This window comes from Streptomyces sp. NPDC096013, from assembly GCF_044763565.1.
Classification (GTDB): Bacteria; Actinomycetota; Actinomycetes; order Streptomycetales; family Streptomycetaceae; genus Streptomyces.
Genome location: NZ_JBIWGK010000008.1, coordinates 352,065 through 373,909, shown reverse-complemented (window position 1 = coordinate 373,909; position 21,845 = coordinate 352,065). Strand labels below are relative to the sequence as shown.

The window sequence follows — 21,845 nt, the reverse complement described above, 5'->3', positions numbered from 1 at the left end:
GGGGGCTCGCCATCAGATCTCCTTGAGGTACTCGAACGGCTCGCGGCAGGCGCGGCACCGCCACAGGGCTTTGCAGGAGGTCGCGGCGAAGCGCGAGGTCTCCTCGGTGTCGGCCGAGCCGCAGCGCGGACACGACACCGTACGGCGGGTCGGTGACAGCGTGAGCCGGACCGGCCCCCGAGGGGCGGCACCGGGCGGTGCGATGCCGTGTTCGGCGAGCCTGGCGCGGCCGGCCGGGGTGATCCAGTCGCTGCTCCAGGGCGGGGTCAGGACCGTACGGATCTCCACGCGCGGGTACCCCGCGTCCCGCAGCCGCGTGGCGACCTCGGCACGCATCTCGGCCATGGCGGGGCAGCCCGAGTACGTCGGTGTGAGGCTCGCTACGACCGTCCCGTCCGCGCCGACCTCGACGTCGCGCAGGACGCCGAGGTCGGCCAGCGTGAGCATGGGCATCTCGGGGTCGGGGACCTGTGCGGCGATGTCCCGGGCGCGCCGCGCGTCGAGCAGGGTGGTCACCATGTCGCCTCCGGGTGGGCGCGGGCCACGCTCTGGAGTTCGGCCAGCAGCGGGGCCAGGTGGTCGGTGTGGTCGCCGTCGCGCCCGTGTCCGGGGACCGGTGCCGCGTCGGGGAGGTCGAGCCCGGCGGCGTCGGCGACCTGGCGGAGCACGCCCAGCACCTCGGTCCTCAACTCGGCGTCTCCCGCGAAGAGTTCGTCGACGTACGGGGCCACGGCGGTCAGCGCGTCCCGCATCCGCCGCCGCGACTCCTCGGTGCCGTCGCCGAGCCGGACGGCCCATTCGGCGGCGTACTGGCGGTGGTACGCCAGCTCCTTGACGCCCTTGGCGGCGATGGCCGCGAGCACCGGGTCCGAGGTGGTGCCGGCGAGCCGCTCGAAGAGGGCGAGCCGCCAGGCGGACAGCACCAGGAGCCGCGTGATGGAGAACGCGAAGTCCCCGTTGGGGAGTTCGGCCAGCCGTACGTTGCGGAAGGCGTCGGCGTCGCGGAAGTAGGCGTAGGCGTCCTCGTCGCGTCCGGTGCCGTCGACCTGGCCGGCGCGGGCGTAGAGCAGGCGGGTCTGGCCGAGGAGGTCGAGCCCGATGTTGGCGAGGGCCACCTCCTCCTCCAACTCCGGTGCGGCAGTGCACCATTGGGCCAGCCGCTGGGCGCTGACAAGGGCGTCGTCGCCAAGTGCCAGGCAGAACGCGGCCAGTTGGGCGGCGTCGGTCCCGTCCGGGACGGTCTGGTCGACGCCGTGCAGCGGGTCCTCGAAGCCGGTGCCGAACGCCCAGCGGGCGTCGCTGTCGTCGTGCCCCTCGGCCAGGGACAGATAGACGTGGTCGTCACTCATTCCCTGCTCCTAGATGTGGGGGACGTCGTCGGGGATGTCGTAGAACGTGGGGTGGCGGTACACCTTGTCGGCGCTCGGCGCGAAGAAGGGGTCCTTCTCGTCGCGGGTCGAGGCCGCGATGTGCTCGGAGCGCACGACCCAGATCGACACGCCCTCGTTGCGCCGCGTGTAGAGGTCGCGGGCGTGGGTGAGAGCCATGGCGTCGTCGGCGGCGTGCAGCGAGCCGACGTGGACGTGGTTCAGGCCGCGCTTGCCGCGGACGAACACCTCGTACAGGGGCCAGTCCTGCGTCATGCCGCCGCTCCTTCGGTCTTCTGTGTACGAGCGGCCTGCTTGGCCGCGTGGGCGGTGGCCGCCTCCCGGACCCAGGCGCCCTCCTCGTGGGCGGCCCGGCGGCGGGAGACCCGCTCGGCGTTGCGCGGTCCGTCGCCGCTGATCACTCGCTGCAACTCGGACCAGTCGGGGGTGCCGAAGTCGTGGTGGCCCCGCTCCTCGTTCCACCTCAACTCCGGGTCGGGCAGGGTGACTCCGAGCTTCTCCGCCTGCGGGACCGTCATGTCGACGAAGCGCTGACGCAGTTCGTCGTTGCTGTGCCGCTTGATCTTCCAGGCCATGGAGCGCGCCGAGTTGGGCGAGTCGTCGTCGGGCGGCCCGAACATCATCAAAGACGGCCACCACCAACGGTCCACCGCGTCCTGGACCATGGCCCGCTGGGCTTCCGTGCCGCGCGTCATCGTGAGCAGCAGCTCGTAACCCTGGCGCTGGTGGAAGGACTCCTCCTTGCAGACCCGCACCATGGCCCGCGCGTACGGCCCGTACGAGCAACGGCACAGCGGCACCTGGTTGCAGATCGCCGCGCCGTCCACGAACCAGCCGATCACGCCGACGTCGGCGAACGTCGGCGTCGGGTAGTTGAAGATCGACGAGTACTTCTGGCGGCCCTCGATCAGCGCGTCGGTCAGCTCCGCGCGGTCCGCGCCCAGGGTCTCCGCGGCCGAGTACAGATACAGTCCGTGTCCGGCCTCGTCCTGCACCTTCGCGAAGAGGATCGCCTTGCGGCGCAGGGAGGGCGCGCGGGTGATCCAGTCGCCCTCGGGCTGCATCCCGATGATCTCCGAGTGCGCGTGCTGCGCGATCTGCCGGATCAGGGTCTTGCGATAGCCGTCGGGCATCCAGTCGCGGGGCTCGATCCGCTGGTCCTTCGCGATCGTGGCGTCGAACTGCTCCGCGAGCCGCGTTTCGTCCCAGCCGGCGGCTGACGCCTCCGTGCCTGTGCTGGTCATCGACACACCAACTTCCCTACCGACCATTCGTTCGGTACCTAGTCTGATGGGTTTCCCCCGGCGAGGCAAGACCTCCCGGGCGAATGGCTGCTCAGCGCCCCTCGGACGACGGCTCGGCCCACGCCGCAAACGCCGCCACGACCGCCCGGTGGTCCCGCGTCGCCCCGGGCCGCATCCGCGCCGCCGCCTCCCGCTCCGGCACGGCGGCGAGTCGGTGGCCGACGCCGTACGAGGTCTCGGTCACTCCCATGTGTAGAACCCCTGTCCCGTCTTGCGGCCCAGTTCGCCGCGGGCGACCTTGTCGCGCAGGAGCTGAGGCGGGGCGAAGCGCTCGCCGAGGGTGGAGTGCAGGTACTCGGCGATGGCCAGGCGTACGTCGAGGCCGACCAGGTCGGTCAGGCGCAGCGGGCCCATGGGGTGCTTGTAGCCGAGGCTCATCGCGTCGTCGATGGCCGCCGGCTCGGCGACGCCCTCCTCGACCATGCGGATCGCCTCCAGGCCGAGCGCCAGCCCGAGGCGGCTGCTGGCGAACCCGGGCGAGTCCTTGACGGTGACGTCCTTCTTGCCGAGTGCGTGGGTCCAGTCGAGGGCGGCGGTGACAGCGGCCGGCTCGGTGGACGGCGCGACGACGATCTCGACCAGGGCCGAGGCGGGCACCGGGTTGAAGAAGTGCATGCCGAGGAAGCGGCCGGGACGGGTGAGCGCGGCGGCGAGTTCGGTGACCGACAGGGAGCTGGTGTTGGTGGCGAGCACGGTCGTCGCGCCCACCGCCCGCTCGGCCGCGGTCAGCACGCGGGCCTTGAGCCCGGCGTCCTCGGGGACGGCCTCGACGACGAGGTCGGCGTCGGCGGGCAGTTGCCCGACCGAGTCCGCCATGGCGACGCGGGCGAGGATCTGCTCGGCGGGTTCGCTCAGCAGCCCGCGCTCGGCGGCCCGCTTGAGGCCGGTGGCGACCCGGTCGTACGCGGCAGCCGAGGCCGTCTCGCCGCTCTCCACGACGGTGACGGACGAACCGGCGACCGCGAAGGACTGCGCGATCCCGGCGCCCATCCGGCCGCCGCCGATCACACCGACAACTGCCGGTGCGGAGTGGGGTGTTGGGCTCATGATCGACTGCTCCTCTTCTCCAGGCCCCTCTTGTCCAGGAAGCGCGTCATGCGGTCCCGCTTGTCCTGCCCCTCGAAAAGCACGGCCTGGGCGAGGTCGTCGGCGACCGGGTGCGCGCCGGGCGAGTCGACGACGAGCTTGGTGAGCCTCAGGGCCGTGGCCGACGAACGGGCCATGCGGTCGAGCAGCGCGTGCGCCTCGTCGAGCAGCTTGTCCGCCGGTACGACGTCGATGACCAGCCCGGCCGCGAGTGCCGCCGTCGCGTCGAGGTTCCGTCCGGCGAGCAGCACCTGCTTGGCGATGGACTCCCCCACCAGTTCGGGCAGCCGCCAGCAGGCACCGGCCGCGGCGAGGATGCCGAGGCCCGGCTCGGGGTTGCCGAAGACGGCGTCCGGTCCGGCGATCCGGAGGTCGCAGGCGTACGACAGTTCCGCGCCGCCGCCGAGCGCCCAGCCGTCCACGGCGGCGAGGGTCGGCATCGGCAGCCTGCGCACACGCTCGAAGAGGCGGCTGTTGATGCCCCGCAGGGCCTCGTCCCGGCCGCGTGCCAGCAGCTCGGCGATGTCGGCCCCGCCCGCGAAGACACCGCCGTGTCCGGTGAGCAGCAGCAGCTTGGGGTGCTCCTCCAACTGCTCGCAGACGGCGTGCAGTTCGCGGATCATCCGGCCGCTGATGGCGTTGCGGGAGTCGGGGCGGTGGAGGGTGACGACGACACGGTCCTCGCGCTCCTCGACGAGGAGGGTCTCGTAGGGGCCGGTCTCGGTGGGGGCGCTCATACCCGCTCCACGAGCATCGCGACGCCCTGTCCGACACCGACGCACAGCGTGGCCAGCCCCCGGCTGCCGTTCTCGCGCTCCAGCCTGCCCAGCAGGGTGAGCAGGATGCGGGCGCCGGAGCATCCGAGGGGATGGCCGAGCGCGATGGCGCCTCCGTCGGCGTTGACCTTCTCCTCGTCGAGCTTCAGTCGGCGCATGACGGCGAGGGCCTGCGCGGCGAAGGCCTCGTTGAGTTCTACGGCGTCCAGGTCACCGGTCTCCCAACCGGCGCGGTCGAGAGCCTTCTCGGTGGCGGGGACCGGGCCGAGGCCCATGATGTGCGGCTGCACCCCGGCCGAGGCCGCGGTGACGATCCGGGCCCGCGGGGTGAGCCCGTGGCGTCGGACGGCCGCGCCGCTCGCGACGACCAGGGCGGCGGCGCCGTCGGACAGCGGTGAGGAGGAACCGGCGGTGACGATGCCGCCGTCGCGGAAGATGGTGCGCAGGGAGCCGAGCTTCTCCAGCGTGGTGCCGGGGCGGGGCCCCTCGTCGCGGGTGACCTCGCCGTCCTTGACGGCGACCGGCACGATCTCGCGGTCGAAGCGGCCCGACTCCTGGGCGGCGACGGCCCGTTGATGGCTGCGCAGGGCGAACGCGTCGGACTCGGCGCGGGTGATTCCGTCGAGCGCGGCGACCTCCTCGGCGGTCTCGCCCATCGACAGGGTCTGCTGGGCGGCGAAGCGCGGATTGGTGAAGCGCCAGCCGAGCGAGGTGTCGTGCACCTCTCCCGGCTTGGCCCACGGGGTGCCGGGCTTGGCCATCACCCAGGGGGCGCGGGTCATGGACTCCACGCCGCCCGCGACGACGAGGTCGGCCTCTCCGGCGCGGATCGCCTGGGCGGCGGAGGCCACGGCGGTCAGGCCGGAGGCGCAGAGCCGGTTGACGGTGTAGCCGGGCACGGTGTGCGGCAGTCCGGCGAGCAGGACGGCCATGCGGGCCACGTCGCGGTTGTCCTCTCCTGCCTGGTTGGCGGCGCCGAGGATCACCTCGTCGACCTGCTCGGCCGGGATTCCGGCGCGGCGGACGGCCTCGCCGACGACCAGGGCGGCGAGGTCGTCGGGCCGTACGGAGGCGAGGGCGCCGCCGTAGCGGCCCTGCGGGGTGCGGGCCCCGTCGATCAGATAGACCTCGTCGGAGGACAGCTCGGAGCTGGTCTGGGGCATGCGTTCCACCTCTTGACAGGCAGTGGCGTTGCTGGATTACTTGGCCGTGGCGCACGCTAACCGAATGTTCGGTCGGTCCACAAGGTGGTGGAATGATGACGCAGGCCATGAACACGGCTTCCGGTCCGACGGAGAAGATGTTCGCCGCGGACGAGGCGTCCCGGGCTCTCGGCATCGAGCTCGTCGAGCACGGCGAAGGGACCGCCGTGCTCCGTATGACCGTGACTCCGGCCATGGTCAACGGCCACAGGACCGCCCACGGCGGCTATCTGTTCCTGTTCGCCGACAGCGCCTTCGCCTGTGCCTGCAACAGCCACGGCCCGGTGACCGTGGCCGCCGCGGCGGACATCGACTTCGTCGCCCCGGCGCACGAGGGGGACGTCCTGGTGGCGACCGCGAGGGAGCGCACCCGGTTCGGCCGCAGCGGCATCTACGACGTGAGCGTGCTGCGCGGCGACCAGGTGATCGCGGAGTTCCGCGGACGCAGCCGCATGATCAACAGCGCGAAGACGAAGGAGTCTCCATGAGCAGCGACCTGACAGCCCCGGCGGCCCCACCTGCTTCGCCGCCCGCGAGTCGGCGTCTCGGGGAGCCGCTCCCCGACGGGTTGCTGGACGCCGCCGAGCGGCTGACCCGCGAGGAGCTGCGCGAGCATCAACTCGGCCTGCTCCGGGCGACGTTGAGGCACGCGTACGACAACGTGGAGCTGTACCGCACCAAGTTCGACGAGGCCGGTGTCACACCCGCCGACTGCCGCACCCTGGAGGACCTGGCCCGGTTCCCCTTCACCACCAAGGCCGATCTGCGGGACACGTACCCCTTCGGCATGTTCGCCGTCCCCATGGACCAGGTCCGCCGTGTGCACGCCTCCAGCGGCACCACCGGCCGCCCCACCGTCGTCGGCTACACGGAGAACGACCTCTCCATGTGGTCGGACGTCGTCGCCCGCTCGATCCGCGCGGCCGGCGGGCGACCCGGCCACAAGATCCACATCTCGTACGGCTACGGCCTGTTCACCGGCGGTCTGGGCGCGCACTACGGCGCCGAGCGCGCGGGCTGCACCGTGATCCCCGCGTCCGGCGGCATGACCGCCCGCCAGGTGCAGATCATCCAGGACTTCAAGCCCGAGATCATCATGGTCACCCCGTCCTACCTGCTCACCCTCCTCGACGAGTTCGAGCGCCAGGGCGTCGACCCGCGCACCAGCTCCCTCAAGGTGGGCATCTTCGGCGCCGAGCCGTGGACGGAGGAGATGCGCCGCGAGATCGAGGAGCGCATGGACATCCACGCGGTCGACATCTACGGCCTGTCCGAGGTCATCGGCCCCGGTGTCGCGCAGGAGTGCGTGGAGACCAAGGACGGCCTGCACGTGTGGGAGGACCACTTCCTGCCGGAGATCGTCGACCCGATCACCGGCGAGGCGCTGCCCGACGGCGACAGCGGCGAGCTGACCTTCACCTCCCTCACCAAGGAGGCGCTGCCGATCATCCGCTACCGCACCCGCGACCTCACCCGGCTCCTCCCCGGCACCGCCCGCCCGGCCTTCCGCCGTATCGAGAAGATCACCGGCCGCTGCGACGACATGATCATCCTGCGCGGGGTGAACGTCTTCCCCAGCCAGATCGAGGAGATCCTGCTCCGCACCCCGGCCGTCGCCCCGCACTTCACGATCCAGCTCAGCCGACGCGGCCGCATGGACCACATGACGGTCCGCGCCGAGGCCCGCCCCGGCACGGGCCCCGACCAGCGCGCCGCCGCTGCGGCGGCGATCGGCAGGGGCGTGAAGGACGGCGTGGGGGTGACCGTGGATGTCGAGATCGTCGATCCGGAGACCCTGGAGCGCTCGGTCGGCAAGATCCGCCGGATCAAGGATCTGCGGGAGCAGTGACATCCGTGACCGCGCCGGTCGCCGGCCTTGTCACAATGGCCCAGTGACCAGGACACCTGTGCAGAGCCCGGCCGGCCGTCACGGCCGTCCCGCCTACGACCGCGACTCGCTGCTGGAGGTCGCCGTCGTGGTCTTCAACGAGCGCGGCTACGACGGCACCGGCATGGAGGAACTGGCCAGGCGGCTGGGCCTCAGCAAGTCGAGCATCTACCACCACGTGTCCGGCAAGGAGGAACTCCTCGAACTCGCCGTCAACCGCGCCCTGGACGCCCTGTTCGCCGTACTCGACGAGGAGGAGGCCGGACCCCGGGACGGCGTCGACGGAGCTGCGGGCAACGGGAGTTCGGGCCCCACGGCGACCGCCCGCATGAAGCGCGTCGTGCATCGCAGCGTCGAGGTGCTCGCGGCCGAACTGCCCTACGTCACGCTGCTGTTGCGGCTGCACGGCAACAGCGAGGTGGAGCAGCGGGCGCTGGCCCGGCGCCGTGAATTCGACCACCGGGTGGCCGAGTTGATGGCGCGGGCGGCGGCCGAGGGCGGTATACGGGCGGACATCGACCCGCATCTCGCGAGCCGGCTGCTGTTCGGCACCGTCAACTCCCTTGTGGAGTGGTACCGCCCCGAGCGCGACCTGACCGTGCAGACACTGGCCGACGCCCTGACGACCATCCTTTTCGACGGTCTGCACGGCCGCCCGGCGGCCTGATCCGCGGCCCTGGGAACACCTCCTCTCCGGCACGGAACACCCGCCAGGCGCGAGTACGATGATCGGGAGTTCGGCCCGATCCGTTCACCCGGCGCGATGGAGTTGCCATGACGTCCGACCCCCAGCCGTCACCTCAGATCGACACCGGCAAGGCGCATCCCGCCCGGGTCTACGACTGGCTGCTCGGCGGCAAGGACAACTACCCGGTCGACGAGGCCGTCGGCGAGAAGCTGCCGCCCGAGGCCAGGGACGCGGCCCGGCAGAACCGCGAGTTCATGCACCGCGCGGCGACCTGGCTCGCCGGCCAGGGCATCGACCAGTTCCTGGACATCGGCACGGGCATCCCCACCGAGCCCAACCTGCACCAGATCGTCCAGCGGACCGTGCCGACGGCGAAGGTCGTCTACACGGACAACGACCCGATCGTCCTGCGGCACGCCGAGGCGCTGCTGATCAGCCACGCCGACGGGGTCACCGACTACATCCAGGCCGATGTGCGCCAGCCGGAGCGGATCGTCGAACACGCCCGCCACATACTGGACTTCAGCCGCCCGATCGCCCTGTCGCTGATCGCGCTGATGCACTTCATCCCGGACGAGCAGGACGCCCACGCCATCGTCCGCGACCTCGTCGCCACCCTGCCGTCGGGCAGCTACCTGGTCCTGTCGCACGCCGCGTCCGACCTGTACCCGGAACTCGCCGAGCAGGTCACCGCCGAGTACGCCAAGGGTGGCATCAAGCTGGGCTTCCGCACCCGCCCCGAGGTCGAGCGCTTCTTCGCCGGCCTCGACCTGGTGCCGCCGGGCCTGGTGACGGCGACGGAGTGGAACCCTCCGACGCCGGAGGCGGCCGCCGAGGGCAGCGGGATCTACGCGGGAGTGGCGCGGATCCGCTAGAGCCTGTCTGACAATTCCCGTCGCCGCCCGCAGGGCGGCCGCGCGGCGGCAGGTGCGTGCTCTCGGCGTGCCGGGCGTGGACCCTCGTACTGGTTGTACGTGGGTACGCGCCCGGTGCGGCGAGAGTGCGTGCATGGCGTCGCGCGGCAGACGGGAATTGTCAGACCGGCCCTAGCTGCTGCGGGGCGTGGCCCGTGCCCGCACCTGAGGCTGGTCCGGCCACGCGAACGCGTAGCGGGCATCGCCGCCCCTGCTGAGCCGTACGAAGCGCAGTAGCTCGCGGACGATGCCCGCGTTGCCCATCGCCCACCCCATGCACGGTTCGAGGTCGCTCGGGGTGGCCCGGTGTTCGACGTTGGACCAGCGGGCGCCGTCGCCGTCACGGATCGCACGGGTGACGAGGTCCGTGGCGAGGACGCAGGCGAAGTCGTACGAGTCCTGCGGCTCCCCCTGTTCCCCCTGTTCCCGCTGTTCGGCGAACCGGTCGCAGGCCAGGGCGAGGACGCCCGCCGTGCCGCAGCAGCGGCCGTTGTTGTCCCAGAAGCCGGGGCGCAGCCGCTCGGGCAGGCCGGAGTGGGTGACCGTGTGCCAGCAGCGGTCGGCGAGGGCGGACCAGGCGGGGTCGGCCGTGATGTCCCGCAGCAGCCGGAAGACCTGGGCGTCACCGGCCGGGCCGTGGCACCAGCCGTAGCTGAGCGGCTCGACGACATCGGGGCGGTACTGCGGGGTGGAGTGCCGGACCAGGAAACCTTCGGGCCCGGCCTCGTCGCGTGCCACGACGTCCGCGGCACCGGCAAGGGCCAGGTCGACCAGGTCCGCACGGCCGGTGGCGGCACCGACCCGGGCCAGGCCTACGACGATGCCGAGTGTGCCGTGCGAGATGTGGTGCAGCCGCGCTTCGACGCCCGTGCGGTGGGGCCAGTGGACGCCCGCCGGAGTCGGCTCCGCCGTCCGCAGGTACGGCTCCACGGCGAGGACGGCCAGGTCGGGGTCGCCTGCCAGGAGTGCGCCGAGGCCGATCCCCGCGTTGCCGCCCATCAGCTCGAACAGCTCGCCCCAGCGGGTTCCGTCGAAGCGTGACCGCACGAGGTCCAGCGCACGGTCGGCGGCGGCACCGGCGGCCGGGTCGCCGAGTTCCTCGTGCAGGGTGCGCAGGACGAGGGCCATTCCGGTGCGGCCGAAGTAGAGGGAGTCGCCGTCGATGCCGTCGACGGCGTCCGCGAGAGCGCGGCCCGCGCGCAGGGCCGCGTCGGCGTAGGAGTCGTCGTCGAAGTGCCGCCACGCCTCCAGGAGCACGGGGATGTTCCCGGCGGTGCCGCTGTAGAGCATGGGGTTGAGTTCGTCGTCCGAGGGCCTCGTCGTCCAGGCGAGGCCGCCTCCGGGGGTTTCCCGCGCCGCTCCGATCAGCCAGCGCAGCCCGTCCGTCGTGACCTTCTCGACCTCGTCCACTGCCACGGCCGTGGCTTCCGGTGCCGTCATGCGCCCACTCTCGCATGATCTTCCGGAGCCGCCCAGGGGCTGCCGACCGCCGTTGGATCTTCCGCCGCCGCACCACGACCGCGGTGATGCGGGTGATCCGGGCGGTGCCGGTCCGTCGCCGACTCGGCTGATCTCTCAGCCGAGTTCACCTCGTCGGCCCGGCACCGTCCACGCCCTTAACCGGCGGTGTTCGTCTGCCAGAGGACCTGGGCGTCGGTCGCGATGACCATGTTGCCGTTCTCCAGGATCTTGAGCACGGCGCCGGTGGCGCCCTGTGTGTTGCTGCTCCACAGCGGCTGCTGCCGGGCGTCGTAGACCACGAGGTTGCCGTCCTCCTGGAACACGGCCGTGTTGCCCTCGCCCTGGGTCTGGCTCGCCCAATGCGCCGTTCCGGCTGCGTCGTAGAGCACGAGGTTGCCGTCCGGCTGCATGATCAGTTTCGAGCGTACGGTCTCGATGACCTTGCCGACGTCGAACGTGAAGGGGGGCTTCACCACCACCGCGTCGGGCTGGTGCGTGCTGCCCGTGTCCGAGGGGGAGGGAGACGGTGACGCCGTCGCTCCGCTGTCGGACGGGGCGGCCGACACCTGGGCGGCGCGGCCCGCGCTGACGGACGGGGTGACATGCGGGGAGGCGGTTTCCTTGCCGTCGTCGAAGGCGTGGGACAGGAAGATCGCGGAGGATCCCGCGACGACCAGCGAGGCCGCGCCGACGCCAACCCACAGCCACCGACGGCCACTTGGGGCACCTCCCCCGTCCGGTCGCGTTTCCGGGTGCAGACCCGGGGCGCCTGCCTCGTGCGGCCACGCGGCGGTGAGGTTTCCCGCGTCCGGCGCGAGCAGGGTGACGCCGTGGCCCTCGCGGGCGCCGGCAGCGGTGTGCGGAGCGAAGGCCGTCACCGCGTCCGAGGCGACGGCGGGCATGGCGCCGGAGCTGTCGACGACGGTCGCTGCACGCTCCCGGTCCGCCAACGAGCCTACGGCCAGGGCCCGTTGGTAGGCGGGGTGGTGGACCAGGTCGGCCTCGGCCCGGCAGAGTTCGACGATGCGGTGGGGAGTGGGCCGCAGGGCGGGATCGCTCTGCACACAGGCCGCGATCAGCTCGGCGACGCCCGGGTCCACGCCCTGGAGGTCGATCTCGCCGTGCACCGAACGGTAGGTCACGGCCGCGAACGGCCCGTCCCCGTACGGCGGTCGGCCCGTCACGGCGAACGCCAGGGTGGCCCCGAGGGCGAACACGTCCGCACCCGGACCGGTCTCACCGCCCGTGATCGTCTCGGGGGCGATGTACCCGGGACTGCCCATCGCGCCGCCGACCTGGGTGAGGTTGGAGGCGCCGGTGTCCTTGGCGATGCCGAAGTCGATCAGCTGCGGGCCGGTGGCGGAGAGGATGACGTTGAGCGGCTTGAGGTCCCGGTGCCACACGCCCCGGACGTGGATGGCGTCCAGGCCCTCGGCCAGCGCGGCCAGCATGACCCGGGCCAGGTCGGCGGGGAGCGGTCCATGGGTCACGACCGCGGCGTGCAGCGTCGGCCCCGGCACGTACTCGGTGGCGAGCCAGTACGGCGGTGTGTCCAGCTCCGCGTCGATCAGCGACGCGGTGTACGCGCTGCGGACCGTGGCCAGGGTCTCCACCTCGCGGCGGAACCTGCTGAGCGCGTGTTCGTCGTGGCGGAGGTGATCGTTGATCACCTTGACGGCGGCGGGACGGCCACCCGGCGACCGCGCGAGGTACACCCTCCCCATACCGCCCTCGCCGAGTCTGCCGACCAGACGGTAGCGGCCTATGTGCGATGGGTCGGAGCCATCGAGCGCAAGCACGGGACATGTCCTCCTTGAGTGGAACCGACAGTCACCAGATCCACCGTGAGGTCAACTCGGCTTGGCTCCAACCCCGTTGGCCGATCGGGGTGCGACACCAGTCCTCGGACGACACACCCGGACCGGACCCCGACATAGTAGAGGTAACAGACAGCCACTACTCACCGGACGCATGGGTCACACTCAGCCCGCAGGTCCCAGCCGTGCGGGCACGGGTCAGGTCAGGTCAGTGATGGCTCGTCATATGGGCGCGGGCCTGTTCGGCGCTGTCGGGCGCGAAGGCACTGGCGATCCCCTCGGCGGCGCCCTCCGCCGCCTCGACGGAGCGGGGCAGCAGGATCTTCTCGTACGCGGTGACCGCCTCGTCGACGCCGTGGTGGTCGGCGAGGGCCCGGGCGAGGTCCGCGCCGTCACGCATGGCGAGGTTGGCACCCATGCCGGAGAACGGGGACATCAGGTGCGCCGCGTCGCCGAGCAGGGTGACACCGGGGGTGTGCTCCCAGGTGTGCGGGACCGGGAGGGCGTACAGGGGACGGTTGACGTACCCGGAGTCCGTGTCGGTGAGGAAGCGGCGCAACGCCGGGCTCCAGCCGGCGAAACGGGCCAGCAGTGCTTCGCGTACGGCGACGGCGTCTGCGAGGTCGACGCCGGTCAGGGCATGCCAGTCCTCGGGGACGCGCATCCCGGCGTAGACCCGGATGTGGCCGCCGCTGTTGCGCTGCGCGACGATTCCGAGGTTGTCGTCGAGGGCCATCATCGTGCCGTTGCCCGCGAGTTCGGCGAGTTCCGGATGGCGGGCGTCGGCGTCCTCAAGGCCGGTCTCGACAAACGTCACGCCGGTGTAGACGGGCACGGCCTCGGACAGCAGCCGCCGCACCCGGGACCAGGCGCCGTCGGCACCGATGACGAGGTCGGCCTCGACGCTGTCGCCGTGGGCGAAGTGGAGACGGTGCCGGCCGTCGCCGATCGATTCCGCGCGCTCCAGCTTGTGCCCCCAGCGGATGGTGTGCGGGGCAAGGGAGTTGAGCAGCATCGCGCGCAACTGACCGCGGTCGATCTCGGGGTTGCCCCGGCCGTCCTCCGGCGGTGCGCTGTCGAACACGATCCCGCCGTCCCGGGCGACCAGCCGCATCTGCTCGCCCTCGGGCCGGGCAAGGTTCGCGAACTCTTCCCACAACTCGGCTGCCCGCAGGGCGTGTTGGCCGGTGTCGGGCTGCATGTCGAGGGTGCCGCCCTGATCACGTGCGGTCGCGGAGGCGTCCGCGTCGTAGACGGTGACGTCGATGCCGTGGAGTTGGAGGACGCGGGCGCAGGTGAGGCCGCCGGGGCCGGCGCCGATGACGGCGATAGGGGTAGGGGTGGAGGTGCTGTTCATGGTGGTTCTCCTTGGGTGTGGTGGGGGAGTGCGTGGCTTAGGGGTGTCCGGCGTCGGGGTGTTCGGCGTCGCCGCGTGAGCGCGGTGGCCGGCGTGGTGGTGGTCGGGTACTGGTCGGTCACCCTTCACAGCTGGCAAGTTGGCGGCTTGCTACGCCAACCAGCCGCTGCCACAGGTCAGTTGTCGGCCGCCGCGGCCGCGGTTACGCCCTGCGCCGGAACCGTCGCGGACTTCCCGCGCAGGGGAACTTCCTTGACGGCCAGCGCGATCAGGAAGCCCACGGCGCAGACGATGGCCATGGTGAGGAAGATGTGGCTGGTACCGGTGGCCACGGCATGCCGGTAGGCGGTGGCCGTGGAGCCGCTCTCGCCGGTCGGGGCGTGCCCGGTGGCGGCCGTGAGCAGGGAGCCGAAGACGGCGACGCCGAGTGAACCGCCCAGCGTGCGGGCGAGGTTGGTGGCGGCGGAGGCCGCGCCCATGTCCCGCATCTCGACGCTGTTCTGCGCGATGGTGGTCGACATCTGGAGCGTGAAGCCCAGCCCGATCCCGACGAGGACCAGGTAGACGCTGGTCAGCACGCGTGGAGTCGACGTGTCCATCGTGGCCAGCAGCGCGGCCCCGGCGGTCAGGCAGGCCGTGCCGGTGACGGGGAAGATCTTGTACCGGCCGGTGGCGGACATGACCTTGCCGGCGACGGTGGCCACCAGCGCCACCGGGATCATCAACGGCAGCAACAACAGACCGGAGTTGGTGGCCGAGGCGCCCTGCACGGTCTGCTGGAACAGCGGCATGTACAGGGAGCAGCCGAACATCACCACACCGGCCACGAGCAACAGCCCCATGGCGAGCGGGAAGTTGCGCTGCTCGGTGAAGACGCGCGGGGGCAACACCGGTTCGGGCGCCCGGCGTTGGACGGCGATGAACGCGGCCGTCGCGGCGAAGAACACCGCGAAGGCCGCCAGCACCTGCCAGGAGCCCCAGGCGTAGGTGGTTCCCGCCCAAGTCGCCGCCAGGACAAGGGAACCGATGGCCACGGTCATCAACGCGATGCCTGCCAGGTCGACGCGGGCCCGGACCCGGGTCGCGGGCAGGTGCAGCATCACCTGCACCCAGACCAGGGCGACCAGGCCGAGCGGAATGTTGACGTAGAAGGCCCAACGCCAGCCCAGATGACCGGTGATCACACCGCCGAGCAGCGGGCCGCCGACGGTGCCGATGGCCATGAGGGTGGCGGTCATGCCCTGGTATCGGCCGCGTTCGCGCGGCGGGACCAGAGAGGCGATCAGGGCGAAGGCCCCGGCACCGAGCCCACCGGCGCCCACGCCCTGGAGGGCCCGGAAACCGATCAACTGCCCCATGGACTGGGCCGTTCCGGCCAGCGCCGACGCGACGAGGAACACCACGATCGAGGCGAGGAAGAGGCGCTTGCGTCCGTACAGGTCGCCGGACTTGCCCCAGATCGGGGTGGAGATGGCGGTGGTGAGGGCGTACGCGGTCACCACCCAGGAGATGTGGGCGAGGCCCCCGAGGTCGCGGACGATCGTCGGCATCGCGGTACCCACCACGTTGTTGTCGAGCATCGCCAGCAGCATCGCGAGCATCACGCCGAGCAACGTCCAGCGAACCCGCGGATCGGTCGCGCCCGGGGCGGCTGCGGAAGGGGGGACAGACATGGCTGACCACCTCAATTCAGGAAGCGGGAGGACAACTGGGAGGACAAGGGAGACGGGGGTGACAGGCCGGGGCGCGGCTCCGCTCCCGGTGACCCTTCCGACTCCACAAAAGCAGACTGGATGCGAAAGTGCAACGAGACAACTTTATGAGTCGAGCAACAAACGGAGCGATGCAAGTGGGATGAACCCCGCGGGGTGACATAGCGGGGCAGGGACGGGACGGCACGGCAGGGCGACCCGACGGGCGAGGAGAGGTGACCGAATGAGCGCCTCCAGGCGGACGTCGACTTCGCCGCCGACTCGTACGCCCCGCAGGAAACGTTCTCCGGGCTTCGAGGACGGGTCGGCGGGGGCGGAAAGTCGCACGTCAGGCGCGTTGTCAGTGGTGGCAGGCAGGATGTGAGTCATGACAACTCCTGCAGCTGTGATCGTGGATGCCGCCGCCTACGCGCAGGCGGTCGAGGACGCGGTGAAGGCGTCGGCCGCCTACTACGCCAGCGGTTCCTCCGCCCTGGACGACGACTCCTACGACCGGCTGGTGCGCGGCATCGCCGCGTGGGAGACCGAGCATCCCGAGCAGGTGCTGCCCGACTCCCCCACCGGGAAGGTCGCCGGTGGCGCGGTCGAGGGCGACGTCCCGCACACGGTCGCGATGCTGAGCCTGGACAACGTGTTCTCGCCGGAGGAGTTCACCACCTGGACCGCCTCGCTGGCCCGAAGAATCGACCACGAGGTCACGCGGTTCAGTGTGGAGCCGAAACTCGACGGCCTCGCGATCGCCGCCCGCTACACCCGGGGCCGCCTCACCCGCCTCGTCACGCGCGGCGACGGCACGGCCGGGGAGGACGTCAGCCACGCGATCGGCACCATCGAGGGCCTGCCGCAGGAGCTGGCAGAGCCGGTCACGGTGGAGGTGCGCGGCGAAGTCCTCATGACCACGGCCCAGTTCGAGCACGGCAACGAGGTCCGCACCGCACACGGCGGCCAGCCCTTCGCCAACCCGCGCGGCGCCTCCGCGGGCACCCTGCGCGCCAAGGAGCGCGCCTACACGGTGCCGATGACGTTCTTCGGCTACGGCCTGCTGCCCCTACCCGACACCGAGCCCGCACTCGCGGCGCGGCTGGTCGAGAGCGCCCACAGCGACCTCATGACCCAGGCCGCCGCCTACGGCGTCAACACCACCGCCACCACCGACGTGCCCGGCATCACCGCCGACACGGTCGAGCAGGTGCTGACCCGGGTCCAGGAGATCGCCGCGCTGCGGGCCCAACTGCCGTTCGGGATCGACGGGATCGTCATCAAGGCCGACCTCGCCGCCGACCAGCAGGCCGCCGGGTCGGGGTCGCGGGCCCCGCGCTGGGCCATCGCGTACAAACTGCCCGCCGTGGAGAAGATCACCCGGCTGCTGGAGGTCGAGTGGAACGTGGGCCGCACCGGCATCATCGCCCCGCGCGCCGTCCTGGAGCCGGTCGAGATCGACGGTGCCACCATCACCTACGCCACGCTCCACAACCCCGGTGACATCACCCGCCGCGACCTGCGCCTGGGCGACCACGTCATGGTCCATCGCGCCGGTGACGTGATCCCCCGCATCGAGGCCCCGGTCGCGCATCTGCGCACCGGCGAGGAACAGCCCATCGTGTTCCCCGAGGTGTGCCCACGCTGCGGCTCCGGCATCGACACCAGCGAACTGCGCTGGCGCTGCGAACAGGGCCGCAACTGCCACCTGGTCGCCGCTCTGTCCTACGCCGCCGGCCGCGACCAGCTCGACATCGAGGGCCTGGGCCACACCCGCGTCGTCCAGCTCGTCGACGCCGGACTGGTCAGCGATCTCGCCGACCTGTTCGCCCTCACCCGTGAACAGCTCCTGGGCCTGGAGAGGATGGGCGAGACCAGCACCGACAACCTCCTCGCCGCGATCACCGCGGCCAAGGGCCAGCCGCTCTCCCGGGTGCTGTGCGCGCTCGGGGTGCGCGGCACCGGGCGCTCCATGTCCCGCCGTATCGCCCGGTACTTCGCGACCATGGACACCCTCCGCGCCGCCGACGCGGAGGCGATGCAGCGGGTCGACGGCATCGGCACGGAGAAGGCCCCCTCGATCGTCGCCGAGCTGGCCGACCTCGCCCCGCTCATCGACAAACTCGCCGCCGCCGGCGTCAACATGACCGAGCCGGGCGCGACCCCGCCCGCGCCCACGACGGACGACGCCGCAGCCGAGGCCCCGGAGGCCGCCGACCCGACCGACGCCGGACCGCTGGCCGGGATGACCGTGGTCGTCACCGGCGCGATGACCGGCCCCCTGGAGAAGCTCAGCCGCAACCAGATGAACGAACTCATCGAGCGCGCGGGTGGTCGTTCCTCGTCGAGCGTCTCCAAGAAGACGACGCTGGTCGTGGCCGGGGAGAACGCGGGGTCGAAACGGGCCAAGGCGGAGAGCCTCGGGGTCCGACTCGCCTCACCGGACGAATTCGCGAGCCTGGTCGCGGAGTACGTCGACTGAGGTGGTGCGTACGGGGGTTCTGGGCGGGGTGTTCTGTGAGGGGTGGTCTGTGGGGGGCGACTCGGGGGTCTCCGGCACGGCGGTTGTTCCGCAGGGAGGTTCCGGCAGCGAGTGTTCCGCAGCTCACACCCGTCGGGCGGATGTCGGTGGGAACAATGGGCGGCGGTCGCCCGTTCTTGCTTACGTGGCTGCGGAGGGGACAGTGTCCCCGGGCCTCACCTATAGCCCATGGGGACGATCGTTCGGCTGAAGCCCCATGGAGCCACTCGCCGAGAGGCGACCGCCCTCCGCTGTCACCACTTACGGCCCCGGCTGGTCTCCCCCGTCCAGCCGGGGCCTCTTTCACGCCCAAGGGCGGCTTCCGGCACTCCGCGCCGAGGGCAGAATGGACCCCCACACAGCCGCTGCGGATGGGGAGTTCATGGACACGCGTACGTTCGACGCGCTGACGGAGTCGATGAAGAGCGCGTACGTCGCGGGTCTCAGCGAGGGCGCCGTACCCCGCCCGGTCATCATGCCGCTGGTACGCGGCCAGTTGGTCGGCCTGATCTGGCAGCGCCCCGCGAAGAACGCCGAGGACGCGCTCACCGCGATCGCGTCGCTCTCCAACATCGCGGCAGCGGCGAGCGCCGACGAGATCGTCCTCGCCTGGGAGACCCACGACGTCGCCACCGCCTGCGAACTGCCCGCCGACGGCCCGTCGCCCTGCCTCAACATGGTGCACGCCACGAAGGACGGCCACACGCTCCACCAGTTCCCCTACACCGAGGACGCGTCGTCGGCCGAACCCCTCTGGCAACCGGCCTCGGCTCCCCAGCCCGGCGGCACCCTCCCTGCGCCCGTCCAGGCTGCGGTCGACTACTCCTTCACGCCCCTCGAACTGGACCACCCCTCCCCGTTCGGCGTCACGGTCGTCCTGATGGAAGAGGACGGCTACACGCTGCGGCTGACGGAGGCGTTCGCTTTCTGAGCAGCGCCGGGCCAGCGGGAACCAGAAGGCTGGCGGGCTGGCGGGCTGGCGGGCTGGCAGGCTGGCAGGCTGGCAGGCTGGCAGGCTGGCAGGCTGGCGGGCTGGCGGGCTGGCGGGCTGGCGGGCTGGCGGGCTGGCGGAGCAGTGGTGGCATCATTCGCCAGATTCCCGATTGCCATCACATGATTGACACAGTTCACGAAACATCGGCACCACACGCCCGCCCCGGGCCTACGCTGTGCCCGTGACCACTGTCGACGTCGCCGCCGGACCCGCCGCCGAGAGCGGTCCCGAGCCGCGTACCCAGTCCCTGATGCTGACCTTCTTCGGCGTCCATGTGCTGGGGCGGCCCGTCGCCGTGTCCTCGGGCAGCGTGATCGCCGCTCTCGGAAGGGTCGGGAGCACCGAGGAAGCCGTACGAACCACCCTGAACCGCATGGTCAAACGCGATCTGCTGGAGCGCCGCCGCCAGGGCCGGAAAATGTACTTCGCCCTGACACCGCACGCCGTACAGGTACTGACGGACGGCAAGGACCGCATCTGGCGCACCGGCGCGGTGAACCGGGACTGGGACGGCCGCTGGACGATGGTCGGCTTCTCCCTGCCCGAGGCGTGGAGCCGTGAACGGCACGACCTGCGCTCACGCCTGATCTGGGCGGGCTTCGGCCTTCTGCAGAACGGCCTCTGGGTGGCCCCGGCACCCGTCGACGTCCGCGAGATGGTGGCGGGGCTCGGCCTGGAACCGTACCTGCGGGTGTTCCGGGCGGAGGTCGAGTCACCGACCGACGTACGCGAGGTGCTGGAGCAGGCGTTCGACGTACCGGCCATCGGCGCGCGGTACCGGGCGTTCCTGGACCGCTGGGACCGAACCGACCCCCTTCCCGCGGCGACCTCGGGCGACGACCTCGCGGGTCAACTCCTGCTGCACACCGACTGGTTGGACCTGGTTCGACGGGACCCGCACCTGCCCGCCGAACACCTCCCCGGCGACTGGCCCGCCGCCCAGGCGGAGACCGTCTTCCGCGGCCTGGCCAGCCGCTGGGAGCGCCCGGCGGCCCGCGCGGCCGGACGCCTGCTGGACACCCTGACCCTGGACTGATCCGCGCAGGACCCTTACGACCCCCACGCCGCGCACCCGACCATCGACGCCTTGCGTCAGCGGCGGGTCCCCGCACGCCCTCACCCGCACCCGTCCGCCTCATTATTGGTCACTCTATTGACGGCGGTTAAAAACGAGCCCTACATTCGCACCGCTCGTGCAGCTCACCCACGCACCCACTCGTTCAGCACGCGCCCCCACTCGGTCCACTCGACTCGCGGAGCCGCCGTCATGTCCCGACCCCGTCTCTCGACCCTCGCCGCCGCCTGCGCGACCGCCCTCGCGACCGCCCTGCTCGGTCCGGTGACCGGCGCCCACGCCACCACCGCGGGCGGCCACTACACCGGCACGCTGACCGACGGCGCCACCTGGATCGCGGACACACCCGAGCAGTGGAACGGCACCCTGCTGCTGTTCAGCCACGGCTTCGGTCCGACCAACGCCGCCGACTCGCCGTCCCCGGCCGCGAAGCAGGCCCTGCTGGCCGCCGGTTACGCCCTCGCCGGTTCCTCCTACGACCCCCACGGCTCGATGTGGGCACTGGATTCGGCCGAGCGCGACCAGTTCGCCACGCTCAGCGCCTTCCGCGGCCAGGTCGGCGCCCCCACCCGCGTCATCTCGGTGGGCCAGTCCATGGGCGGACTCGTCAACGCCCAGATCGCCCGCGACGGCGCGGGCCGCGTCGACGGCGCGCTCGGCCTGTGCGGCCTGGTGGCGGGCGGGGTCGACCTGGACAACTACCAGCTGGACGCCGAGTACACCCTGGCCACGTTCTTCGACCCCGCCGACGCCGACGACCTGGTGAACTTCGACAACCAGACCGACGCCGCCGCCCTCGCCGGCCGACTCACGAAGGCCGTGGAGGCAGCGCAGCAGACCTCGGCGGGCCGCGCCCGGATCGCCCTGGCCGCCGCCTACCTCAACCTGGCCGACTGGGCTCCGGGCCAACAGCCGCCCGCCCGCGGCGACTTCGCGGGCCAGGAGGCACAGCAGTACGCCTGGCTCGCCCAGGGCCTGCTGTCATTCATCGTCCCGGCACGCTGGTCGGTGGAACAGTCCGCGGGCGGCAACACGTCCTGGAACAAGGGCGTCGACTACGCCGGTCTGCTGCGCAGGTCCGCCCACGCCAAGCAGGTGGAGTCCCTCTACCGAGACGCGGGCCTCGACCTGCGCACCGACCTGAACCGGCTCACCCGTGGCGCGGACATCACCGCCGACCCCGCCGCCGTAGCCCATCTGAAGCGGACCTCAACCGCCGGCCAGGGCCTCTCCGTGCCGCTCCTCGACCTCCACACCACCGCCGACCAACTGGTCCCCGTGGAACAGGAATCGGCCCTCGCCGCACGGGTACGCGCGGCCGGCGACTCCGCCCTCCTGCGCCAGGCCTACGTCGCCCGCCAGAGCCACTGCAACTTCACCACCGCCGAAGTCGTCGCCGGCCTGCACGCCGTGGAACACCGCCTGGACACCCACCACTGGGACAACGCCGCCACGGCCACCCAACTCCAGCGCAGCGCCGACGACTTGGGCCTCGACGGAGCCGCCTTCACCGACTACCGGCCCAGCCGTCTGACCGGTTCCCGCTGATCCGGAGCCCCGGACCACCGGCTGCGCCGCCGTACCAGTACCCACTGCTCCCGAAGCCCTGAAGCCCCGAACCACCGGCCCAGCCGCCTGACAGCCACCCGCTCATCCCGACCCACCGGGCCGGCCGGTGTAGCG

General features: G+C 71.6%; 20 protein-coding genes. 8 read left to right on the top strand and 12 right to left on the bottom strand.

The features are described 5' to 3' along the window. Window positions 1-12 precede the first annotated feature (12 nt). From paaD to ACIRB1_RS27400, 8 genes are all read right to left on the bottom strand, one after another. A complete protein-coding gene (gene paaD, locus ACIRB1_RS27435; protein ID WP_403467343.1) occupies window positions 13-519 on the bottom strand; it encodes a 1,2-phenylacetyl-CoA epoxidase subunit PaaD in 507 nt (168 codons plus the stop codon). Beyond that, on the bottom strand, window positions 513-1,349 hold the full coding sequence (paaC, locus tag ACIRB1_RS27430; RefSeq protein WP_403467342.1) for a 1,2-phenylacetyl-CoA epoxidase subunit PaaC: 837 nt from the start codon (window positions 1,347-1,349) through the stop codon (window positions 513-515). The genes paaD and paaC overlap by 7 nt, the downstream gene beginning before the upstream one ends. A gap of 9 nt (window positions 1,350-1,358) precedes the next feature. After that, window positions 1,359-1,643, bottom strand: a complete 285-nt coding sequence (paaB, locus tag ACIRB1_RS27425; RefSeq protein ID WP_019075091.1) for a 1,2-phenylacetyl-CoA epoxidase subunit PaaB — start codon at window positions 1,641-1,643, stop codon at window positions 1,359-1,361. Further along, on the bottom strand, window positions 1,640-2,632 hold the full coding sequence (gene paaA, locus ACIRB1_RS27420; protein ID WP_403467341.1) for a 1,2-phenylacetyl-CoA epoxidase subunit PaaA: 993 nt from the start codon (window positions 2,630-2,632) through the stop codon (window positions 1,640-1,642). The genes paaB and paaA overlap by 4 nt, the downstream gene beginning before the upstream one ends. Window positions 2,633-2,723: 91 nt before the next feature. Beyond that, a complete protein-coding gene (locus ACIRB1_RS27415; RefSeq protein ID WP_403467340.1) occupies window positions 2,724-2,882 on the bottom strand; it encodes a hypothetical protein in 159 nt (52 codons plus the stop codon). After that, complete coding sequence (locus ACIRB1_RS27410; RefSeq protein ID WP_352179166.1) at window positions 2,873-3,739, bottom strand: 3-hydroxyacyl-CoA dehydrogenase family protein; 867 nt, start codon at window positions 3,737-3,739, stop codon at window positions 2,873-2,875. The genes ACIRB1_RS27415 and ACIRB1_RS27410 overlap by 10 nt, the downstream gene beginning before the upstream one ends. Beyond that, complete coding sequence (locus tag ACIRB1_RS27405; protein ID WP_403467339.1) at window positions 3,736-4,515, bottom strand: enoyl-CoA hydratase/isomerase family protein; 780 nt, start codon at window positions 4,513-4,515, stop codon at window positions 3,736-3,738. The genes ACIRB1_RS27410 and ACIRB1_RS27405 overlap by 4 nt, the downstream gene beginning before the upstream one ends. Continuing rightward, entirely contained in the window at window positions 4,512-5,717 is a 1,206-nt protein-coding gene (locus ACIRB1_RS27400; protein ID WP_403467338.1) for a thiolase family protein, read from the bottom strand. Before ACIRB1_RS27400 ends, ACIRB1_RS27405 begins: the two co-directional genes overlap by 4 nt. A gap of 95 nt (window positions 5,718-5,812) precedes the next feature. Between ACIRB1_RS27400 and paaI the strand changes: the two genes are divergently transcribed. The 4 genes from paaI to ACIRB1_RS27380 all read left to right on the top strand — a co-directional run bounded on the left by paaI (window position 5,813) and on the right by ACIRB1_RS27380 (window position 9,207). Then, on the top strand, window positions 5,813-6,244 hold the full coding sequence (gene paaI / locus ACIRB1_RS27395; RefSeq protein WP_352179614.1) for a hydroxyphenylacetyl-CoA thioesterase PaaI: 432 nt from the start codon (window positions 5,813-5,815) through the stop codon (window positions 6,242-6,244). After that, window positions 6,241-7,605: a phenylacetate--CoA ligase PaaK gene (gene paaK / locus ACIRB1_RS27390; protein WP_403467337.1), complete on the top strand. Its 1,365-nt coding sequence runs from the start codon at window positions 6,241-6,243 to the stop codon at window positions 7,603-7,605. Before paaI ends, paaK begins: the two co-directional genes overlap by 4 nt. 43 nt (window positions 7,606-7,648) lie before the next feature. After that, window positions 7,649-8,311, top strand: a complete 663-nt coding sequence (locus ACIRB1_RS27385) for a TetR/AcrR family transcriptional regulator (protein WP_403467336.1) — start codon at window positions 7,649-7,651, stop codon at window positions 8,309-8,311. A 107-nt stretch (window positions 8,312-8,418) separates the two neighbouring features. Next, window positions 8,419-9,207, top strand: coding sequence for an SAM-dependent methyltransferase (locus ACIRB1_RS27380; RefSeq protein WP_403467335.1), 789 nt, complete (start codon window positions 8,419-8,421; stop codon window positions 9,205-9,207). Window positions 9,208-9,378: 171 nt separating this feature from the next. Here ACIRB1_RS27380 and ACIRB1_RS27375 read toward each other — a convergent pair whose 3' ends face one another. The 4 genes from ACIRB1_RS27375 to ACIRB1_RS27360 form a co-directional block, all read right to left on the bottom strand. Continuing rightward, window positions 9,379-10,686 (bottom strand): lanthionine synthetase LanC family protein, encoded by a 1,308-nt coding sequence (locus tag ACIRB1_RS27375; protein ID WP_403467334.1) that lies wholly within the window; start codon window positions 10,684-10,686, stop codon window positions 9,379-9,381. 176 nt (window positions 10,687-10,862) lie between these two features. Next, window positions 10,863-12,506: a protein kinase gene (locus ACIRB1_RS27370; protein ID WP_403467333.1), complete on the bottom strand. Its 1,644-nt coding sequence runs from the start codon at window positions 12,504-12,506 to the stop codon at window positions 10,863-10,865. A 226-nt stretch (window positions 12,507-12,732) separates the two neighbouring features. Further along, window positions 12,733-13,881, bottom strand: coding sequence for an FAD-dependent oxidoreductase (locus ACIRB1_RS27365; RefSeq protein WP_403467332.1), 1,149 nt, complete (start codon window positions 13,879-13,881; stop codon window positions 12,733-12,735). 176 nt (window positions 13,882-14,057) lie between these two features. After that, window positions 14,058-15,554, bottom strand: a complete 1,497-nt coding sequence (locus ACIRB1_RS27360; RefSeq protein WP_403467331.1) for an MDR family MFS transporter — start codon at window positions 15,552-15,554, stop codon at window positions 14,058-14,060. A gap of 406 nt (window positions 15,555-15,960) precedes the next feature. Between ACIRB1_RS27360 and ligA the strand changes: the two genes are divergently transcribed. The 4 genes from ligA to ACIRB1_RS27340 all read left to right on the top strand — a co-directional run bounded on the left by ligA (window position 15,961) and on the right by ACIRB1_RS27340 (window position 21,710). Further along, complete coding sequence (gene ligA, locus ACIRB1_RS27355) at window positions 15,961-18,054, top strand: NAD-dependent DNA ligase LigA (protein WP_403467330.1); 2,094 nt, start codon at window positions 15,961-15,963, stop codon at window positions 18,052-18,054. Between the two features lie 421 nt (window positions 18,055-18,475). After that, the gene (locus ACIRB1_RS27350) at window positions 18,476-19,024 is read left to right on the top strand and encodes a hypothetical protein (RefSeq protein ID WP_352179176.1); all 549 of its coding nucleotides are present in this window, start codon (window positions 18,476-18,478) and stop codon (window positions 19,022-19,024) included. A gap of 238 nt (window positions 19,025-19,262) precedes the next feature. Continuing rightward, window positions 19,263-20,123, top strand: a complete 861-nt coding sequence (locus ACIRB1_RS27345; RefSeq protein ID WP_352179177.1) for a PaaX family transcriptional regulator C-terminal domain-containing protein — start codon at window positions 19,263-19,265, stop codon at window positions 20,121-20,123. 231 nt (window positions 20,124-20,354) lie between these two features. Next, window positions 20,355-21,710, top strand: a complete 1,356-nt coding sequence (locus ACIRB1_RS27340) for an alpha/beta hydrolase (RefSeq protein WP_403467329.1) — start codon at window positions 20,355-20,357, stop codon at window positions 21,708-21,710. The last annotated feature ends 135 nt before the right edge of the window (window positions 21,711-21,845 follow it).

What these genes read in the sequence shown, in the direction of transcription:
- paaC (WP_403467342.1), bottom strand. Translation starts at nt 1,349, where the DNA reads ATGAGTGACGACCACGTCTATCTGTCCCTGGCCGAGGGGCACGACGAC.
- paaI (WP_352179614.1), top strand. Translation starts at nt 5,813, where the DNA reads ATGACGCAGGCCATGAACACGGCTTCCGGTCCGACGGAGAAGATGTTC.
- paaK (WP_403467337.1), top strand. Translation starts at nt 6,241, where the DNA reads ATGAGCAGCGACCTGACAGCCCCGGCGGCCCCACCTGCTTCGCCGCCC.
- ACIRB1_RS27410 (WP_352179166.1), bottom strand. Translation starts at nt 3,739, where the DNA reads ATGAGCCCAACACCCCACTCCGCACCGGCAGTTGTCGGTGTGATCGGC.
- ACIRB1_RS27380 (WP_403467335.1), top strand. Translation starts at nt 8,419, where the DNA reads ATGACGTCCGACCCCCAGCCGTCACCTCAGATCGACACCGGCAAGGCG.
- ACIRB1_RS27415 (WP_403467340.1), bottom strand. Translation starts at nt 2,882, where the DNA reads ATGGGAGTGACCGAGACCTCGTACGGCGTCGGCCACCGACTCGCCGCC.
- ACIRB1_RS27400 (WP_403467338.1), bottom strand. Translation starts at nt 5,717, where the DNA reads ATGCCCCAGACCAGCTCCGAGCTGTCCTCCGACGAGGTCTATCTGATC.
- paaB (WP_019075091.1), bottom strand. Translation starts at nt 1,643, where the DNA reads ATGACGCAGGACTGGCCCCTGTACGAGGTGTTCGTCCGCGGCAAGCGC.
- ligA (WP_403467330.1), top strand. Translation starts at nt 15,961, where the DNA reads ATGACAACTCCTGCAGCTGTGATCGTGGATGCCGCCGCCTACGCGCAG.
- ACIRB1_RS27375 (WP_403467334.1), bottom strand. Translation starts at nt 10,686, where the DNA reads ATGACGGCACCGGAAGCCACGGCCGTGGCAGTGGACGAGGTCGAGAAG.
- ACIRB1_RS27350 (WP_352179176.1), top strand. Translation starts at nt 18,476, where the DNA reads ATGGACACGCGTACGTTCGACGCGCTGACGGAGTCGATGAAGAGCGCG.
- ACIRB1_RS27360 (WP_403467331.1), bottom strand. Translation starts at nt 15,554, where the DNA reads ATGTCTGTCCCCCCTTCCGCAGCCGCCCCGGGCGCGACCGATCCGCGG.
- ACIRB1_RS27365 (WP_403467332.1), bottom strand. Translation starts at nt 13,881, where the DNA reads ATGAACAGCACCTCCACCCCTACCCCTATCGCCGTCATCGGCGCCGGC.
- ACIRB1_RS27405 (WP_403467339.1), bottom strand. Translation starts at nt 4,515, where the DNA reads ATGAGCGCCCCCACCGAGACCGGCCCCTACGAGACCCTCCTCGTCGAG.
- paaA (WP_403467341.1), bottom strand. Translation starts at nt 2,632, where the DNA reads ATGACCAGCACAGGCACGGAGGCGTCAGCCGCCGGCTGGGACGAAACG.
- ACIRB1_RS27340 (WP_403467329.1), top strand. Translation starts at nt 20,355, where the DNA reads ATGTCCCGACCCCGTCTCTCGACCCTCGCCGCCGCCTGCGCGACCGCC.
- paaD (WP_403467343.1), bottom strand. Translation starts at nt 519, where the DNA reads ATGGTGACCACCCTGCTCGACGCGCGGCGCGCCCGGGACATCGCCGCA.